This is a genomic window from Haloarchaeobius lipolyticus (assembly GCF_051208015.1).
In the GTDB taxonomy this organism is placed as follows: domain Archaea; phylum Halobacteriota; class Halobacteria; order Halobacteriales; family Natrialbaceae; genus Haloarchaeobius.
Map to the genome: position 1 here is coordinate 141345 of NZ_JBPKGF010000002.1, position 18940 is coordinate 160284.

The window sequence follows — 18940 nt, forward strand, 5'->3', positions numbered from 1 at the left end:
GTCGAGCCAGTTCGGATATCGACGACCCGCGAGTTCCCGGCAGCCCGGGCGGGGAACGCGGCCCTTTTCACTCCCCCACCACCGAGCCACTGGGTATGAAGGACGTGGACGCGGCCGGGCTGGCTATCGGCGACGGCCATCCGACGCGAATAATGGGCGTGTTGAACGTGAGCGCGGAGTCGCCGTACTCCCCGAGCGTGTTCGACGACCCCGGCGAGGCGGCGGCGTACGTTGACGAGCAACTCATCGGCGAGGGGGCGGACATCGTCGACGTCGGCCTCGAATCCGCCAACAAGCGCTTCGAGGTCATGAGCGCCGAGGAGGAACTGGAGCGACTCGACGTCGCACTCGAGACCATCGAGTCGACGTCTGGCGACGCCGTCTGGTCCATCGAGACCCGCTACCACGAGGTCGCCGAGGCGGCCATCGACGGCGGCTTCGACATGGTGAACGACATCGCCGGCTTCGCGGACCCGGAGCTCCCGCGCATCTGCGAGGAGCACGACGTCGCCGTCGCGAAGATGGCCAGCCCGCCGGACCTGACCCGGCCGGGGGCGGTAGAGGAGGCACCGTGGGCCGAGCGGATGGGAGCGGACTGGGCAGAGTCGGCCGATTACGTCGACATGGTCTACGAGTCCCTGAAACAGAACGGACTGACGGACAAGACCATCGTCGACCCGGCCTTCGGCGGCTGGTCGGAGGCACAGACCACCGAGCAGGACCGCGAGACCTTCCGCCGACTGCGGGAGTTCCGTGGACTCGGCCGGCCCATCCTGGTCTCCATCAACCGGAAGAACTTCCTCCGCGAGCTGACGGGCCGCTCGACCGAGGAGGCCCTGCCGGTCTCGCTCGCGGCGACGGCGATGGCCATCGAGCGCGGGGCACACGTCGTCAGGACCCACGACGTCCGTGAGACGGTCGATGCCGCCGCCGTCGGCGACGCGTTCTCCCCGAAACGGACGAACGAGGCCGACCCGACGAACCCCGACGTCCGGGTCGAGGAACTCGACGTGCGCACCGCGAAGGACGTCTCTCGACACGCCGAACGACTCGGAATCGACGACATCGGGCCCGACGCGACCGTGTTCGTGATGGAGGTCGACGGCCTCTCCGAGACGCAGGCCGACCGACTGTCCCTGTTCGCGGCGGCAAACGGGGCGACGTTCGCCGCGCCCACCGTCGCGGCGGACGGTCAGCCGGGACTCCTCGTCGGGACGGTGCGCGCGCTCCGGGGACTCGTCGGCGAGTCCCCGGCCGACGACTCGCTCGAGTGGGTACTGAGGGCGGTGCGTGAGACGCTACCGTGATACAGGGCGAGCGTGACAACTGGTTGAACCCTCTACCGCCAGGATTCGACGGTCTCGACATCGGAACGGTCTAATCAGACGTTATTTTCTCCCGAGCGAACCATCCGAAGGTAGGTACGATTCCGGGCCCGGCACTCGGTTTCGCACCGACAATGACTGACTAAAGAGAGAAAACTTATACCGGTGTATCCAGAATGGTCGCGTGGAAGCCGGAAGGGCCTCTCGGGTAGGGGTACCTTGTAAGAGGCAATTCCGGCCCACACCAACGGTTATCTTGGAACTACTCCGGTAGCGACAGCCATGGACTACGCCGAGTTCGAACCCGTCTACGCGCGCATCCTTCGAGACTTCGGCTTCGACAGGGCGGGCGACGAGCGTGTGCGCGACGTTCTCGCGAGCCTGACGACGCCGTTCGACGAGTCCCGTCTATCCCTGCTCGCCGGGGCCCGCGTCGCGGTCTGTGGGGCCGGACCGTCCCTCGCGCACGACCTCGAGACCCTCGACTCCGACGCGGTCGACTGCGTGGTCGCCGCCTCGTCCGCGGCCGCGGTCTGTCGCGACCACGGCCTCACGGTCGACGTGTACGTCACAGACCTCGACGCCGACCCGGAGCTCGCGGCCGACCTCTCTGCCGCCGGAACGCCCACTGTCGTCCACGCCCACGGCGACAACGAGCAGTCGGTTCGAAAGCTGGTCCCAGACCTTGCGGCAGAACACGTCCTGCCGACGACGCAGGCCGCGCCGGTCGCACACGTCAGGAACTACGGCGGGTTCACCGACGGCGACCGGGCGGCGTTCCTCGCGGACCACTTCGGCGCCGACTCGCTCTGTTTCCCCGGCTGGGACTTCGACGATTCGGCGGTCGATCCGATGAAGCAGCGAAAACTGGTGTGGGCCGAACGGCTGCTGTTCTGGCTCGAGCAGCGCCGTAGCGAGCGATTTTCGATACTGGATGGGCGTCGCGACGGGCTGGAACTGCCCTGAGAAACGGTCGCGGTAGCTTCTGGCGGGTCAGGACAGTCCAGCGGGCAGGTCAGATATCGTAGACTGACCTGACCTCAATAGACCAGTCAGGGCTCCAGCACGACTTTGCCGGACGACTTGCGGTCCTCGATGAACTCGTGCGCATCCGCGGCGTCTTCGAGCGCGAACCGCTCTCCGACTATCACTTCGAGCTCGCCCGACTCCAGGCCCTCGGTCAGGTCGGGGACCGCCTGGAGGACCTGCTGGGGACGCGTCTGCATCGCGTTGCCGAGGTGGTAGCCGACGACGGACTGGTTCCGGAAGAAGACGTCCGTCGCCTCGATGGTTCCCGGTTCGCCACTGGCGGCGCCGTAGGGGACGACCCGGCCGAACTCCTTCGTCGCGCGGAACGAATCCGCGAACACGTCGCCACCCACGCCGTCGAGGGCGAGGTCGACGCCCTCGCCGTCGGTGTGCTCGTGGACGACCTCGACGAAGTCCTCGCTGGTGTAATCGATGGGGTGGTCGCAGCCGAGCTCGGCAGCGAGGTCGCGCTTCTCCTGCGTGCTCGCGGTGCCGAAGACCTCTGCACTCGCGCGATTCGCGAGCTGGACAGCGGCCGTGCCGACGCCACCGGCTGCGGCCTGGATGAGCACGGACTCGCCCGATTCCAGTCCGCCCCACTCGAACAGGCAGTTGTGCGCGGTCAGGAACTGGACCGGGAAGCCGGCGGCCTCCGCGAACGACATCCCCTCCGGGACCGGGAACAGGCTGTCGGCACCGGTGACGGCGTACTCTGCATAGCCGCCCTCGCCGACGAGCCCGACCACGCGGTCGCCGACGTCGTAGTCGACTCCCTCGCCGACCGCGTCGACGGTGCCGGCCGCCTCGAATCCCGGCCGGAACGGCGGCTCGGGGCCACCCGGATAGTGGCCGCGGCGCTGCATGATGTCGGCGAAGTTGATGCCCGCGGCCTCGACCGCGATGCGGACCTCACCCTCGCCGGGCTCGGGAATCTCGTCTTCGACGACGGTCAGGACATCGGTCTCTCCGTACTCCGGAACCTCGATTGCACGCATCGACATGGATGCGAGTAGCGGCCCCTCGTCCGTAAGTTCGAGAGAACCGGCGAAACCCTCCACGTGTTGTCTGTTGTCTCGACACACCGGGGACCTTTATCCACCTGCTCGTCGCACGAGCACACATGACACACGATTGCTCGTTCCTGTCGTCGCTCGCCCTCGCCGACGACCAGGTGTCGTTCCTCGACGCGACGCGTGAGAGCCACGCGTCCGACTGGGGAACCCCCGAGGGTGCCGAAGTGGTACCCGACGCCGTCGTCTTCCCCGAGTCGACGGAGGACGTGTCCGCGGTCCTCGAAGCCGCGACAGCCAACGACGTGCCCGTCACACCCTACGCGGCCGGGACGAGCCTCGAAGGGAACGCAGTCCCGGCCCACGCGGGAATCAGCCTCGACGTGACCCGCATGGACGCGGTGCTCGACGTCCGGCCCGAGGACTTCCAGCTCGACGTCCAGGCCGGCGTGATGGGTTCGGCCATCGAGGAGACGGCCGGCGAAGCCGGTCTCTTCTTCCCGCCGCTCCCCTCCTCGGGCGAGTTCTCGACCATCGGCGGGATGCTGGCGAACGGCGCGAGCGGGATGCAGACCGTCAGGTACGGCGAGGTCGCGGACTGGGTCCTGGAGGTCGAGGCGGTCCTGGCCGACGGGAGCGTCGTCTCCGCCGGCTCGAAGGCGGTCAAGACCTCAGCGGGCTACAACCTCCGCGACCTGTTCGTCGGGAGTGAGGGGACGCTCGCGGTCATCACGGAAGCGACCCTCCGACTCGCGGGCCGTCCCGAGCAGATCAGGGGTGGACGTGCCCTGTTCCAGACCCTGGACGACGCGACCGCCGCGGTCCAGGACGCCGTCCAGTCCGGCGTGGACCTGGCAAAGATAGAGCTCCTCGACGAGGACAGCGCGACGATGGCCAACGCGTACTCCGGGACGGACCTCCCCGACTGCCCGATGGTCTTCCTCGAGTTCCACGCGAACCACGGTATCGAACGGGAGGTCGAGTTCTGTGAGTCCATCTTCGAGGCCCACGGCGTGACCCGGCTCGAGGTCGCACGACCCGACGAGGGAATGGACGAGCTCTGGCAGGCCCGCAAGGATATGGCGTACGCGATGCAGGCGTACGACCCCGACCTGCGCCCGCTCAAACCGGGCGACGTGACCGTCCCCATCTCCGACTACGGCGACGTGGTACGAAACGCCAAGACGGTCGCGACCGAGTACGACGTGCTCATCCCCTGCTTCGGGCACGCCGGCGACGGGAACGTCCACTACTCGGTGCTGGTCGACGCGGACGACGAAGACGCCGAAGAACGAGGTCGGCGGGCCAACGAGGCCATCGTCGAGTTCGCCATCGACCGCGGCGGGACCTGCACCGGCGAACACGGTATCGGCCTCGGCAAGCGCGAGTTCCTCGTCCGCGAACACGGCGAGGCGACCGTCGAGGCGATGCGGAAGGTGAAACGGGCGCTCGACCCGACGGACACGCTGAATCCCGGGAAGCTGTTCCCGGAGACCATCGGCGGGAAGCGAGTGCGAGACGAGTGACCGGCGGCCCAGAATCGACTCAGGATTCGTGCTCCAGTTCCGCGTCTGCGTCGGACTCGGCCTGCCGGGCTCGGTCTACCTGCCGGGTCCGGTCCACTCGTGCCTGCACGTCGTCGAGTGACTCGTTCTCCAGCAGCCGCTCGGCCCGATGCTCGAACTCCTCTTCAGAGATCCCGCCGGCGGCGTAGCGGCGTTTCAGTTCCTCCAGCGCATCAGACTCCGGCGTCGTGTCGGACGCCCGCTCGCCGGTCCGCCCCCCGAACAGCCGCCGAAGGTCGTCCTGGAAGATGGCGCTCAGCGGGAGCACGACGGCGAAGCCGATGGCTGCCACCATCCCCGCATACGGCAGGTCCAGCATCGAGAGCGCGATGGTCAGCCCGAGCGTGGCGAAGACCACCAGCGCAGGGAGCTTCTCGAAGAAGTCCTCGTCGTCGGTCATGCTCCGAAGTTCATGTCGTTCGGGTAAAAGGTTGCGTCTGTGCTGGCGATCCCGGGCCGGGCGGTCGAGCCTGTCGGAGGTCAGTCCTGCACCCGAACGTCGACCACCGAGGGGCCGGACTCCTCGACCGCCTCCGCGAGCGTCGACTCGAGGTCGTCGACGTGGTCGACGTGATACCCGGCCGCGCCGTGGCTCTCTGCGTTCGCCGCGATGTCGACTGCCGGGTCGAAGTCCATCCCGGTGAACTCGTAGTCGTCCTCCTCGCCGCCGAACATCGCCATCGAGTTGTCCTTCAGGATGCGGTAGTTTCTGTTGTCGGGGACCACGACGGTCAGGTCGAGGTCGTACCTCGCCGCGGTGTAGAGCGAGTGCGGGTAGTAGAGGTACGAGCCGTCGCCGATGAAGCCGTAGACGGTTCGAGGTTCGTCACCGAGGGCCGTAGCCCGGCCACGCTCGGCCAGTGCCGCGCCGACCGCAGCTGGTAGCCCGTAGCCCAGCCCGCCGCCCTTGTTGCCCATGAGGTGGCCCGGCTCGAAGTCCCACCGGGTGAGCAGCGCGTAGCGGGAGGTGATGCCTTCGTCCATCACGAACGCGTCGGCCGCGACGGCTCGCATCGCATCCACGAGTGCCGCCTTCGATATCTCGCCTTCGCCAACGTCGTCGTCGCCCATCGCGTCCAGCTGCTGGCTGACGAGCTGTTTCATCGCGTCGACCTGGTCGAGCCGTTCCTCGCGGGTGTCGTCCGAAACGCACTCCTCGACCGCCTCCGCGAGCTCTGTCATGACGTGTCCGAGGTCGCCGGTGACGACCGTCGCCGAGTGGTTCTTCCCGCCCTCCCACGGTTCGTCGGTCAGGTCGACGACGGTCGCGTCGTCCGGAACCAGCGGTTCCTCGTGCGCCCAGAGCGTCGTGTTGGTCGAACAGCCGGCGAAGACGAGCGTATCGGTGTTGTAGAGGGTCTGGGCGAGCCGTTCGCTCGGTGGGACGTGACTGACCCACTGCTCGTGGTCGGTCGGGAAGTTCACTTCGTATCCGAGTATCTCGCCGTGGACGCGCGCACCCGCCGCCTCGGCCAGCTCGACGGCGGCGTCGACGGGGTCGACGCCCGACCAGGCACGGTGTCTCCCGACGTGGTCGCCGACGACCAGAACCGGGTTCTCGGCTTCTGCGATGGCGTCTGCAGCCGCGTCGATCGCTCGCGGGTCGCCGCGGCCCGGGTTCGGGATGGTCCTTCCGATCGGTTCCGCGAGACTACCGGTGGACTCCGTGGTCCCACCGATCGGCTCCGGTTCGAGGTCCGTCTCCTCGGTCATCACGTCCAGCGGCAGCGCGAGGAAGACCGGTCCGGTTGGCGGCGTGCAGGCGACGCGGAACGCCCGCCGGAGCATCGCGGGGAGCGCCTCGACGGAGAGGACCTCGTCGGACCACTTCGTGTACTGCTCGGTCATCGTCACGAGGTCACCGGACAGGATAGGCTCCTCGTGACGGAAGTGACGCTCGTGGTTCCCCGCGGTCACGACGAGCGGGGCGCCGGCCATAGCTGCTCCGTAGAGGTTCCCGAGTCCGTGGGCCATCCCCGGCGCGACGTGGAGGTTGACGACGCCGGCCGGCAGCCCGTCGAGTTCGTCGGCGTGCTGGCGGCGCAGGCTCGCGTACCCTGCGGCCGCGCCGACGGCAACGTCCTCGTGGAGCCCGAGGACGTACTCGACGTCGGACTCGCCGATGGCGTTCACGACGGGTAGCTCGGTCGTCCCCGGGTTACCGAAGACGTGCTCGACGCCGTAGCGCTCGAGCGCGTCTACGAACAACTCCGCACCCGTTCGGGGTTCTGTCATGGCAGCAGAGTCGGACGGTGATGACAAAACGATTCGGCTGCTGCTTGTCTTGGTCCGTGGAGCCAGGATGGGTTGTGTTTCCAGCTCGTCCACGGCAGGTAGGTAAGGAGAGCAGTTCACTCGCGCCGATGGTAATGGAACCGCCCCGCACAGCTTCGGAACCGCACCACCTCCTCCCCAGCCGATTGCGATGCTCGTTCCGCTCCGCTCCACTGCGCTTCTCATCCCTCGCGCGCTTCTGTCGCTGGCCCTCGCTATCGCTCGGGACCGGCGACCGCGCACGCAGGCAGAAAGAGAAGAATCGTGGAAGACTGCTGTAACCGTCTCAGTGCGCCCGTTCGATTGCCTGTTCGAGGTCGGCGATGATGTCGTCGACCTCCTCGATGCCGACCGAGAGGCGGACGAGGTCGGGCGTGACACCACTCGCGAGCTGTTCCTCCTCGGTGAGCTGCTGGTGGGTGGTGCTGCCCGGGTGGATGATGAGCGACTTGGCGTCGCCGACGTTCGCCAGCAGGCTCAACAGTTCCGTGTTCTCGGTGACGGCGCGGCCAGCCTCGTAGCCACCCTCGAGGCCGAACGTTATCATCCCGCCGTAGCCACCGTCGAGGTACTCCGACGCCATCTCGTGGGTCTCGTGGCTCTCCAGCCCGGGGTAGGTGACCCAGTCGACCTTCGGGTGGTCCTCGAGGAACCGGGCGACTTCGAGCGCGTTCTCGGAATGGCGCTCGACGCGCAGCGGGAGCGTCTCGAGCTTCTGGAGGGTGACCCAGGCGTCGAAGGGAGCCTGCTGGTCGCCGAGGTCGCGCAGGCCGCGGGCTCGGGCAGCCATCGCGAACGCCATGTCGCCGAACCGTTCCTGGAAGTTGACGCCGTGGTACGCCGGGTTGTCGCCGGCGACCTCGGGGTAGTCCTCGGCCGTCCAGTCGAACGACCCACCGTCGATGAGGACGCCGCCGATGGAGGTTCCCGACCCGTGGATCCACTTCGTCGTCGAGTGCCAGACGAGGTCGGCACCGTGGTCGAGCGGGTTGCAGAGGTACGGCGTCGCGAACGTGTTATCCACGAACAGGGGCGCACCGTTTTCGTGCGCGATGTCGGCGATGCGCTGGATGTCCGGGGTCACGAGTGCCGGGTTCCCGATGGTTTCGAGGTGGACGTACGCGGTGTCTTCGTCGATGGCCTCCGCGTAGGCGTCGTAATCGAGTGTATCAACGAAGCGAGCCTCGACCCCCCGCCGCGGTGCGGTGTGCGTGAAGTAGGTGTAGGTGCCGCCGTACAGTGACGAGGCAGTGACGATGTTGTCACCCTCGCCCGCGAGCACGAACGTCGCGAGGTCGAGTGCTGCCATCCCGGAAGAGGTCGCGACCGCCGCGACGCCGTTCTCCAGGGCCGCCAGGCGCTGTTCGAGCACCGCGTTCGTCGGGTTCATGATGCGGCTGTAGATGTTGCCAGCCTCTTCGAGCGCGAACAGGCTGGCGGCGTGCTCGGCGTCGTCGAAGACGTACGAGGTCGTCTGGTAGAGCGGCGGAGCCCGGGACCCGGTGGTCGGGTCTGGCTCCTGTCCGGCGTGGACGCTGTTCGTGGCGAAACCGCGACTGTCGTTATCTCCCATGTTTCACTCTCGTGGTACACCGCTCCTCAAACTACCGACAGTCACAACACCTACCTCGTTTCTATGACGGTCTCCGCCGGGCACCGAACCCGAAGCCGTGGGGGAGGATGACCGTCCCGCCTTCGTTCGACGGTCGACGTCCCCGTCACGAACGGTCTCCCACCGAACTTCTGTCAGAGGTACCGGCAATATCTGGGCCAGTCGCTTCGCGAGGGTTGAAATACGAGACCGGGGCCAGTCGGGGTGTGCGTTGAGAATCGTCACGGGACGTGTCGCGGGTGTGTGACACGGCCGTCTCGTGTCCTGCCGATCCGTGTCACCTGTTCACCACCAACGCGTGGTCCGATCGCTATTCCGCGTCGGGCGCGAGTGCTTCGAGCGTCGAGTGGATCTCCTCCTGGGAGGCCGCGCGCGGGAAGCCGATGCTGACGGCATCGATACCGTCGACGTCTTCGAACTTCGCCAGCTCCTCGCGCGTCCGCTCGGGCGTCCCCGCCGCACAGAAGTCGTCGAGCATCTCGTCGGAGAATATATCGAGCGCAGCCTCGCGGTCGCCGTTCATCCAGTTCGCGGCGATCTGGTGCGCCTCGTCCTCGTAGCCCTGCCGGGCGAGCGAGTCGCGGTAGTAGGTCCCCATCGCACCGACGTAGAAGGCGGCGTGCTGTTTCGTCAGCGAGCGCGCGTGGTCACCGTCTTCGAGGGCACAGCACGTCAGCGACAGCGTCACCTGCTGGTTCGACCGGTCGCGGTCGCCCATCTCGCCGCCGCGGTCGAAGTCCTCGAGCCGGTCGGCCATCGTCTCCGGCGTGAAGAGGATGGCGTGCCAGCCGTCGGCGAACCGGCCGGCGAGCTCGACCGCTTTCGGCCCCATCGCGGCCACGTCGACGTTCGGCGCGGGCTCCGGCGGGTCACAGCGGAGTCTGAACCCGGAGACGTTGAAGTACTCGCCGTTGTAGTCGAGCTCCTCGCCCGCGAGCACCATCTTGATGATGTCGACGTACTCCCGAGTCCGTCGCAACGGGTTACCGAACTCCTCGCCGTGCCAGCCGCCGACGACGGCGGGACCGGAGGGACCGATGCCGAGGCGGAAGCGCCCGTCTGAGACCTCGTCGAGCGTCGCCGCTGTCTGTGCGAGCAGTGCGGGCGAGCGGGAGTAGACGTTCATTATCGAGGAGCCGATGCCGATCTCCTCCGTCGCGTGGGCGATGCTGGTCAGGACGGTGACGGCGTCGCGACCCCACGTCTCGGGGAGCCAGACGAAGTCGTAGCCAAGGTCCTCTGCGAGGACCGCCTGTTCGACGAAGTCGTCGACACTTTCCTGTGCGGCGACCGGGAGATGGACGTGCCGTTCGGTCATGCTATGCGGATGGATGCCACCCCGGCACCAAAAAGGGGGGTGGAAGTCCTCTCCAGTTGAACGCGGGGTGCTTGCGCGTGGAGTTCTCTCTCCTCCCACCGCGACCTGCTCCCGTTCCGACGACGCGTTCCACGTCCCGGTCCCCCGGCGTATGGTCCTGGCCGCAAGTAGCTTGAACCAACGAGCGCGGAACCGGATTTTGACAGCCATCTATAAATTACTGCATCACGTAACGTATCGGAGAAAGGAATGGTCGCGAGCGAGACACGGAGACACGGTACGACTGTTGCCGCAGAGGGCATCGTCGTCGAGAAACGGTTCGACGTAGTGACGATGCCGCTTCCCGCTGTTTCGTACGACATCTCTTCCGCTAGAAGCGTACCCGTCGAGGTGACTCTCTCCGAGCGACTTCCACCGGATCTTTCCCCCGACCGTATCGGCTTCCACCCACGGTTCGGAGCCGACGGCTGGACGTGCTACGACGAGCGAGAACTCGTCTGGCGTGGCGTCGTGGACCCGGATTCGACCAGGCGAATCGTGTTCGGAATCTGGTTCGACGCGCCGGAGCGAGCGCTCTCGTTGCTCAGCCCCCCGAATCTGACGTCGGTCCGAGGTGTCGGCGACGACGCGTCACCGCTCGTCCTGGACGAGACGTTCGTCGACTCTCCCCAACCGCATCTCGAACGACTTCGAGAGTCGATCGCCGAAACCGTTCCAGCTGATGCCCTGCGCGACGAGTCGGAGGACAGAACGACGTGGGAAGACCTGCCCGATGCGGGTACCAGCGTCGCCGCACCGACCGAGCCGGAGTTACAGGAGGTGGTCAGCGCGGTGGTCGGGGGTACCGCAACGGGTCACGGGCGGTACTATCACCTCCGGCTGACGGTCGAGACGGCAGGCCGTGGAGCACGCGATGTCTCGGTTCTCGAAGATCTCACGAATGCACTGTCGGTCCTGTATGCGGACGCCGAGGACCGAGACGGTGGTTCATGGCGCGTCCTCGACGTCGCCATCGGGACGAACTGGCAGGCGGAGCGAATCGTGACGGCGCTCGGGGACGACGACCGGATTTCAGGCCTCCTGGTCACCGAGCTGACGGGGGCCGTCAACGCTGCACGGTCGACGGACGAGCGGCACCAGAGCGAACCCGACCCGAGTGAGATGGCATCGGCGGTGTTCGGCGGGAACGCCGGGACAGCGGCGTACGGTGCGCCACGACCCGACGACGGGGGTGCCAGTGCGCCTCGTTCGAGGCAGACCGATGGGTCAGCTCCGTCCGACGACCCGGTGCAGAAGCCGTCGGTTAGCGACGACGCCGTGGCGTCGTTCGGTGCCGATGCATGCGACGAGTTTGGCACCGATGCCGTCGACGCATTCGGCGGGTTCGAGCGAGCGACCGGTACCGTCGACGAAGACCAGGCCGGGACCGCTGCGTGCGGCGATTCGTCCTCCACGGCTGCCGAAGTCTCGTCCTCCACGGCTGCCGAAGTCTCGTCCTCCACGGCTGCCGAAGTCTCGTCCTCCACGACTGCCGAGGTCTCGTCCTCCACAACTGTCGAGGTCTCGTCCTCCACAACTGTCGAGTCTGCCGGGGACGATACCGTCGAGGACGTGGCCGGTACGTTCGCCGAACTGAAGGCCGAGGTAGACCCGGTAGGCTTCGACGAACTGGAGGCCGAGCTCGACGAGTACGACCTCACACCGGACTCCGAGGAGGAGTTCAGCATCGCGGAACTGCTCGCCGACGAGGACGAACAGCTGGAGCGGACCAGCGTCTGAGCGCCTCGTGCGAACACGGCAAAAGCGGTGCAGGCGCTACGTCGTTGCCGTTTCGGCGCTGCCCACGTTCCTTTCGAGGCGATAACGCAAGAATGATGACCGATGCAAAGGTCGGTGAGTGTGATACGAATGACCACTCGGACGACAGTCCTTCTCGTCGACGGTGACCCGGAGTTACGGGGCCAGTTGACGGCGTTTCTCGAGGACGAAGGGGATCGGTTCGAGTGCCTTGAGGCGGAGTCCGTCAGGGGGGCGCTCGATCGGTACGGATGCGATGCTGTCGACTGCATCGTCAGCGCGTACGAATTGCCAGACGAGTCGGGACTGTCCCTGGTCCGGGCAGTCCGTGACCGAGACCAGTACGTGCCGTTCGTCATGTTCGCTGAAGACGGCTCCGAGGCGGTCGCGAGCGAAGCCATACGTGCGGGAGTGACCGATTACGTAACCAGGAACCGTCTCGACTCCTTCGAGCACCTACGCGGACGGATCGAAGATGCCCTCGAGCAGTACCGGACGGAGCGGTCGCTACGAGAGACCCGCGGGCGACTGGAGCGACTCCACCGGAGTGCCGTCTCCATCGCCAGCGCCACCGATGCCGACCTGGCCATCGAACGGGCACTCACCGCGGCATCGCAGATTCTCGACTTCGACGTCTGTGGCATCTACACCGTCGAGGACGGGGTCTTCGTCCCGGTGACGGACCAGAGTTACGTTCCGGACAACCCGCTTCCATCCATCGACGAGGGGGTCCTTGGGAAGACCTATCGGGAGGGGGTCTCTTACCTCGTCGACGACACGGCGACCGACAGCAGTGCGAGCCCGGACCGGGAATCGTTCCGCTCGGCCGTCAGCATCCCCATCGACGGCTTCGGCGTCTTCCAGGCTATCTCCGAGCGGCCGGCCGCCTTCTCGGAGGCGGACCGCGAGCTGGCGGAGCTACTGGTCACGCATCTCGCCCAGACGCTCGATAGGCTCGAGTCCGACAGACATCTTCGCCAGACGAACGAGCAGCTGCAGGCCATCCTCGACAACACGACCGCGAACATCTACATCAAGGGACTCGACGGCGAGTACGAACTGGTGAACGACCGCTTCTCGAAGGCGCTGGGGCGGCCGAAGACGGAGATCCTTGGCAAGACGGACGAGGAGCTACAGCCGTCGGAACACGCCGAGCGACTCCGTGAGAACGACCGGCTCGCCATCGAACGGCGGGAACCCGTCGAGGTCGAAGAGGACGCCGAGTTCTGCGGCGAGTCGCGCGTCTACTACTCGGTGAAGGTCCCGCTCTACGACGATTCGGCGGAGCCCGTCGGCGTGTGCGGTATCTCGACCGACATCACCGAACTGAAAGAGCGGGAGGACGAGCTCGAGCGGCAAAAAGCGCGTCTCGACGAGTTTGCGAGACTCGTCAGCCACGACCTGAAGAGTCCACTCGCGGTGGCGCAGGGCTATCTGGGTCTCGTCGAGGAGGACGTCGAACACGAGAACATCGACGAGGTGAAACGGGCCCACGAGCGCATCGAGGACATCATCGATGGACTGCTCCACCTCGCACGCCAGGGCCGTCAGATCGGGGACAGGGACCCGGTACGACTCGACGTGCTCGCGCGAACGGCCTGGACGACCGTCGACACCCGGTATGCAACGTTGGAGACCGAGTCAGCCGCGGTCATCGACGCCGACGTCGACCGCCTGCAGCAGGCGTTCGAGAACCTGTTCCGGAACAGTATCGAACACGGTCGTGCGGCGGAGCAGGTACCCGTCGGCGAGGACGGTTCCGCCGACGCATCGCGACCGCTCACGGTTCGGGTCGGCGTCTTGCGCGAGTCGTCGGCTCCCGCTCAGCAGACTACGCACGACGACGAGGCAGCGGTTCGAGGGTTCTACGTCGAAGACGACGGGACCGGATTCGACGACGCGACGCAGGAGAACGCCTTCGAACTCGGCGTGACGAGCAGCAACACGGGGACAGGTTTCGGGCTCGCCATCGTCCAGAAGATTGTCGAGGCACACGGCTGGTCGATCTCGTCGACGGAGGGCTCGACGGGCGGTGCGCGGTTCGAGGTCGAGTTCTGAGTAGCTCGCCGAAGGGTCGAGGTCCTATCCACGTACCGTCAGGACGGGAACGGTCGAGCGACGGACCACGCGCTCGGAGACGCTTCCGAGGAGGAACTTGTCGATTCCCGTCCGACCGTGGCTGCCGACGACGACGAGGTCCGGCTCCCTCGCGTCGATGGCGGACAGTATCTCGGCAGCGGGTGACCCGCGGGTTATGAGCGGTTCGGCGGAGACACCCATTTCGATGGCCCGCTCGACCGTCTTCTCCACGATCTCCGTCGCATCGGCCTCCAACTGGTCGGCGAGTAACTGACCACGCGCGTCGAGTGCCAGCAGGTCCCCGTCGACGACGTGCATCACCGTCAGCGTGGAATCGAACCGCTTCGCCAGGTCGATGGCGTGGTCCGCCGCACGTTCCGACGTCTTGCTTCCATCGACGGCGACGAGCAGGTGGTCGTATCGAGTTGCCATGTACCATACTTCGCGCCCGAGAGACTTCAACGCGTTCCAGCCGGTGATCGGACGTGCGCACGCGAAGCAGCGGGTACCGTGCGCACCGCGTTCATAGCGCCGTTGGCACCGCGTTCATACTCCCGGCGGCCGTTGATATCGTATGCAACTCCACTGGCATCGGGCCGACCTCCGTGCGAGCGACAACCGAGCGCTCGCGGATGCGGCCGGGTCCGTCGACGTGCACGGAGCGGTGGTCCCCATCTTCGTCTTCGACGAGGACGTACTCGCCCACGGGTCACCCTCGCGCGTCGCGTTCATGCTCGATGCGCTCGGGTCGCTCCGGGAGTGGTACCGAGAGAACGGGAGCGACCTGCTCATTCGCCAGGGAGACCCGCGGGAGGTCCTTCCATCGGTTGCAGCCGACCTGGATGCGACCCGCATCTGCTGGAACCGTAGCTACTCCGGACTCGCACGACGACGGGATGCCGACGTCCGCCGGTCCCTCGACGACGTCGACGTCGTCTGCGAGGCGTTCCACGACGCCGTCCACCACGAACCGGGATCCATCACGACGAACGAAGGGGACCCGTACTCGGTGTACACCTACTTCTGGAAGAAGTGGCGCGACCGGCCGAAGGCCGAGCCGTATCCGGACCCCGCTCCCGATTCGCTGGTCGACTCGGACGCGCTGGAGTCCGCAGGACTCGAATCGGGCGACCTGCCGACACTCGCCGACCTCGGCTTCGATGAGCCGGAAGCGTCACTCCCGACTGCGGGGACGGAAGCCGCGCGGGAGCGGCTCGTCTCGTTCTGTGACGGCCCGATATACGAGTACGACGAGCGGCGGGACTACCCGGCAGACGAGTGTACGTCGCGGCTCTCGGTCGACCTGAAGTGGGGTACCATCGGTATCCGGGAGGTCTTCGAGGAGACGGAAGCTGCCGCCGGTGTCGCCGAGACGGAACCACAGCGCGAGTCGGTCCAGACGTTCCAGAGTCAGCTCGCGTGGCGAGAGTTCTACTATCAGGTGCTGTTCTTCAACCCGAACGTCGTCTCGTCGAACTTCAAGACGTACGCGAAGCCGATAGACTGGCGCGACGCCCCGGACGACCTGCAGGCGTGGAAAGACGGCGAGACCGGGTATCCAATCGTCGACGCCGGGATGCGCCAACTCCGTGAGGAGGGATACGTTCACAACCGCGTGCGCATGGTCGTCGCCTCGTTCCTCACGAAGGACCTGCTCATCGACTGGCGCGAGGGTTACGACTGGTACCGGGAGAAGCTCGTCGACCACGACACCGCCAACGACACCGGGGGCTGGCAGTGGGCGGCCTCGACCGGCACCGACGCCCAGCCGTACTTCCGCATCTTCAATCCCATGACGCAGGGAGAACGGTACGACCCGGACGCGACGTACATCAAGCGGTACGTTCCCGAGCTCGGTGACGCCGAACCGTCACTGATCCACCGCTGGCACGAGGCGAGCGAACTGGACCGCGCCGAAGCCGCTCCCGACTACCCCGACCCCATCTGTGACCACGCCGAGCGTCGCGAACGGGCTATCGCCATGTTCGAGAGCGCGCGGGGCGACGACTGAGCGAACGACAGTATGATTTCTATCTGGTAGTAAAACCAGTTTCTATCGTACCGAATCCGCATACAATCTGATTATATAATTGATAGTTCTTGGCGCTGCAACTATCTTCTACGGCCAGCCACGGGTCTCATCGGCCCGTTGCGCGAACAGGTACACTATTGTATAACCAAAGACGATAGCTAAAGGAAATTATGAATCAGTCGAACGACCGATTTCGGTGGGAGCACGTCGGCCGGCACGTGCCGGACTCGACCGGGGGAGTATCGAACGCGTTCGAGGTCGTGGTTCACACGTCGCTGCTCGACGGGGCGGTCGCGGCGACGAAGGTCGTCGTGGTGAGTATGCTGCTGTCCGTGTCGTTGTCGCCGGCCATCGCGCTCGGGTTCCTGGTGGCACTCGCCGTCTACGGGTCGAACAAGCTCGTCGACGACGAAGACGAGGTCAACTGCCCCGAGCGGGCTGCGTTCGTCTCGCGCCACCGCACGCTTCTCACCGTGATGACGGTCGGGAGCTACCTGTTCGCACTCGGAATCGCGGCACTGGAGGGGCCGCTCAGCTTCGGTCTGGTCTCGGTTCCGGGTCTCGCTGCCGTCCTGTACAGCGTCGAGTGGGTGCCGTACGACGACGGGACGCGGCTGAAGGACGTCCTGTTCGTGAACACGGCACTGGTGGCGGCGGCGTGGGCCATCCCGTTGACGTTCCTTCCCATCACCTATGCCGACCGGTCGCCCGGACTCGCTTCGTTCACCATCTTCGGGTTCTTCTTCCTGCAGACCGTCGTCGCGGGCGAGGTGATGAACGCGCGCGACGTCGTCGGCGACCGTCGCGAGGGCGTCTCGACCCTCTCGACCCGACTCGGCGTCGAACGTACCCGCCGCGTCTTGCTCACACTCGACTTCCTGACCGCTGCACTGCTCGGACTCGCCGCCTGGAGCGGCGTGCTCGCGGCCGAACAGGTCCTCGCCCTGACGCCCGCGCTCCTGTTCTCGCTCGCTGTTACCTCGCTGGTCGGCCGCGACCGCGACCTGTCACAGCTCGCAGCGGCGCGAGATGCCGAGTATCCGATAATGTTCCTCGGCGTTCTCGTACTTCTGTAGCCCTCTGTCGATTGATACCGAGAGGACAACTCATCGAATGAACCCACCAGTCGAGTTAAGAGAGTAGATTCCTATGTGTGCAGTGAACTGCCAATTCGACCGATGTCAATCGTCCTCTTTGCGATGAGTGTTCTCCTGTTCACTGCTGTCGTCGCAGTGCTCGTAGCCACGCTCACGTACCAGCAGCGGCCGAAGCCCGGTGCGACGTGGCTGACGCTCCTGCTGCTCGCCGTCGCCTGGTGGGCAGCGCTGTACGCGATGGAACTGCCCATCGGCACGCTCTCTGCACGGATGCCGCTGATGAAAGTCCAGTGGCTCGCCAGCTCGACCATCTCCGTCTTCTGGCTACTGTTCACGCTGGAGTACACTGGACGCGACCAGTACGTGACGCACCGGTCTGTCGCAGCCCTCCTCGCCGTGCCGGCGCTCATCGTCGGCCTGGTGTTCACCTTCGAGCACCACTCGCTCATCTACGCGGCGACCCCGGAACTCGTCCCGCGCGGCGGAGCGTTCGTCATCGACCATACCTTCGGCCCGATGTTCTACGTCTACGCGGGCTACGCCCTCGCGCTCAGCTTCGCCGGCTCGCTGGTGCTGGTCCCGCTGCTGTTCGAACGATACGCGACCCACCGGGAACAGTCGGTCGCCCTGCTGATCGCGATGATAACCCCGTGGATCGGCGAGACGCTCTACATCCTCGACGTGGACGCGCTCGGGGGCGTCGACCCGACGCCGATGGCGCTGCTCGTCTCCGGCTTCGCGAGCTACGTCGCGCTCTCGAAACTCGACCTGTTCACGGCGATGCCCGTCCCCGAACACATCGCCCGCGACTTCGTCATCGAAGGGATGGACGACCCGGTCATCGTCATCGACACACGCGGCCGGATCGTCGACCTGAACGAGGCGGCGACGAACGTCGTCGGGCTCCCCGTCCCGGTCGCCATCGGGAGCCGGGCCGTGGATACGGTTCCCGGATTCCCGGAGACGGCCGACAGCGGGACGCTGACCGTCGAGATCGGGGCTGGCGTGAGGCACTTCGACGTGCATACGTCGACCATCACGGACGCCCACGACCGCGAGCTCGGAACCGTGCTCACCATGCGCGACGTCACCGAACGCGAACAGGACGAACAGCGGCTCACCGTCCTCAACCGGGTGTTGCGTCACAACCTGCGGAACGACATGAACGTGGTCGCCGGCTGCGCCGAAGAGCTTCGGTCGCGCGTCGACGACGACGACGTCGAACTCGCGACTATCATCGCGGAGACCGCGACGGAGGTAGCGGCCCTCGGGGACACCGCGCGCCAGATAGAGGACCTCCTCGACGAACCGAAGAGCGGGCGGATAGTCGACCTGCGCGTCGTTCTCGGCGAAACCCTCGCCCGTGCCGAATCGGAGTTCCCGGGCGCGACGTTCACGCTCGAGTGGGCAATCAGCGAGCCGGTCGAATGTCGCGAGACAATCGAGCCGGTCCTGTGGCACCTCCTCCGGAACGCAGCAGGCTGCGACAGCGTCACTTCCCCGAACGTCCGCGTCTTCGTCACCACGACGCCCGCCGGCTACATCTCTATCACGGTCGCCGACGACGGGCCGCCGATTCCGGCGACCGAGCGGAACGTCCTCAAGAACGGGACGGAGACGCCACTGGACCACGCGAGTGGGCTCGGCCTCTGGCTGGTTGTCTGGGGCGTCCGCGCCATGGGTGGGGCCGTCGACTTCGAGGCTCACGAAGACACCGGGAACGCGGTCACCATTCACTTTCCCGTCACGTCGACGCCTCCGGGGACGCGACACCGTGCGGACGTGCGACGATAGTGTGCTGT

The 18940-nt window shown here is 66.2% G+C and carries 14 protein-coding genes; 8 read left to right on the plus strand and 6 right to left on the minus strand.

From position 1 onward, the window contains the following. Nucleotides 1-95: 95 nt before the first annotated feature. On the plus strand, nt 96-1307 hold the full coding sequence (gene folP / locus ACSC1Y_RS03745; RefSeq protein ID WP_435333346.1) for a dihydropteroate synthase: 1212 nt from the start codon (nt 96-98) through the stop codon (nt 1305-1307). A 300-nt stretch (nt 1308-1607) separates the two neighbouring features. Then, nucleotides 1608-2291: a 6-hydroxymethylpterin diphosphokinase MptE-like protein gene (locus ACSC1Y_RS03750; RefSeq protein WP_435333347.1), complete on the plus strand. Its 684-nt coding sequence runs from the start codon at nt 1608-1610 to the stop codon at nt 2289-2291. A gap of 86 nt (nt 2292-2377) precedes the next feature. Here the strand turns inward: ACSC1Y_RS03750 and ACSC1Y_RS03755 are convergent, their stop codons facing one another. Beyond that, nucleotides 2378-3349 (minus strand): quinone oxidoreductase family protein, encoded by a 972-nt coding sequence (locus ACSC1Y_RS03755; protein ID WP_435334638.1) that lies wholly within the window; start codon nt 3347-3349, stop codon nt 2378-2380. Nucleotides 3350-3474: 125 nt separating this feature from the next. On the opposite strand from ACSC1Y_RS03755, the gene ACSC1Y_RS03760 reads away from it, so the two are divergent. Further along, on the plus strand, nt 3475-4890 hold the full coding sequence (locus ACSC1Y_RS03760; RefSeq protein WP_435333349.1) for an FAD-binding oxidoreductase: 1416 nt from the start codon (nt 3475-3477) through the stop codon (nt 4888-4890). 19 nt (nt 4891-4909) lie between these two features. Here the strand turns inward: ACSC1Y_RS03760 and ACSC1Y_RS03765 are convergent, their stop codons facing one another. The 4 genes from ACSC1Y_RS03765 to ACSC1Y_RS03780 all read right to left on the minus strand — a co-directional run bounded on the left by ACSC1Y_RS03765 (nt 4910) and on the right by ACSC1Y_RS03780 (nt 10133). Further along, nucleotides 4910-5329, minus strand: a complete 420-nt coding sequence (locus tag ACSC1Y_RS03765; protein ID WP_435333350.1) for an SHOCT domain-containing protein — start codon at nt 5327-5329, stop codon at nt 4910-4912. Nucleotides 5330-5409: 80 nt separating this feature from the next. Beyond that, a complete protein-coding gene (locus ACSC1Y_RS03770) occupies nt 5410-7164 on the minus strand; it encodes a thiamine pyrophosphate-binding protein (protein ID WP_435333351.1) in 1755 nt (584 codons plus the stop codon). Nucleotides 7165-7489: 325 nt separating this feature from the next. Then, nucleotides 7490-8776, minus strand: coding sequence for an O-acetylhomoserine aminocarboxypropyltransferase/cysteine synthase family protein (locus ACSC1Y_RS03775; protein ID WP_435333352.1), 1287 nt, complete (start codon nt 8774-8776; stop codon nt 7490-7492). Nucleotides 8777-9125: 349 nt separating this feature from the next. Next, the gene (locus ACSC1Y_RS03780; protein ID WP_435333353.1) at nt 9126-10133 is read right to left on the minus strand and encodes a TIGR04024 family LLM class F420-dependent oxidoreductase; all 1008 of its coding nucleotides are present in this window, start codon (nt 10131-10133) and stop codon (nt 9126-9128) included. A 249-nt stretch (nt 10134-10382) separates the two neighbouring features. Here ACSC1Y_RS03780 and ACSC1Y_RS03785 point away from each other — a divergent pair, with 249 nt between their 5' ends. Both ACSC1Y_RS03785 and ACSC1Y_RS03790 read left to right on the plus strand, forming a co-directional pair. Beyond that, a complete protein-coding gene (locus tag ACSC1Y_RS03785; RefSeq protein ID WP_435333354.1) occupies nt 10383-11912 on the plus strand; it encodes a hypothetical protein in 1530 nt (509 codons plus the stop codon). A gap of 129 nt (nt 11913-12041) precedes the next feature. Continuing rightward, nucleotides 12042-13988 carry a PAS domain-containing protein gene (locus ACSC1Y_RS03790; RefSeq protein WP_435333355.1) on the plus strand — a complete coding sequence of 649 codons (1947 nt, stop codon included), beginning with the start codon at nt 12042-12044 and terminating at the stop codon, nt 13986-13988. Between the two features lie 24 nt (nt 13989-14012). Here the strand turns inward: ACSC1Y_RS03790 and ACSC1Y_RS03795 are convergent, their stop codons facing one another. Beyond that, nucleotides 14013-14441, minus strand: a complete 429-nt coding sequence (locus ACSC1Y_RS03795; RefSeq protein WP_435333356.1) for a universal stress protein — start codon at nt 14439-14441, stop codon at nt 14013-14015. A 142-nt stretch (nt 14442-14583) separates the two neighbouring features. Between ACSC1Y_RS03795 and ACSC1Y_RS03800 the strand changes: the two genes are divergently transcribed. From ACSC1Y_RS03800 to ACSC1Y_RS03810, 3 genes are all read left to right on the plus strand, one after another. Beyond that, nucleotides 14584-16020 carry a cryptochrome/photolyase family protein gene (locus ACSC1Y_RS03800; protein WP_435333357.1) on the plus strand — a complete coding sequence of 479 codons (1437 nt, stop codon included), beginning with the start codon at nt 14584-14586 and terminating at the stop codon, nt 16018-16020. Nucleotides 16021-16211: 191 nt separating this feature from the next. Continuing rightward, complete coding sequence (locus ACSC1Y_RS03805; RefSeq protein ID WP_435333358.1) at nt 16212-17117, plus strand: UbiA family prenyltransferase; 906 nt, start codon at nt 16212-16214, stop codon at nt 17115-17117. 102 nt (nt 17118-17219) lie between these two features. Further along, nucleotides 17220-18932 carry a histidine kinase N-terminal 7TM domain-containing protein gene (locus tag ACSC1Y_RS03810; RefSeq protein ID WP_435333359.1) on the plus strand — a complete coding sequence of 571 codons (1713 nt, stop codon included), beginning with the start codon at nt 17220-17222 and terminating at the stop codon, nt 18930-18932. Nucleotides 18933-18940: the final 8 nt, after the last annotated feature.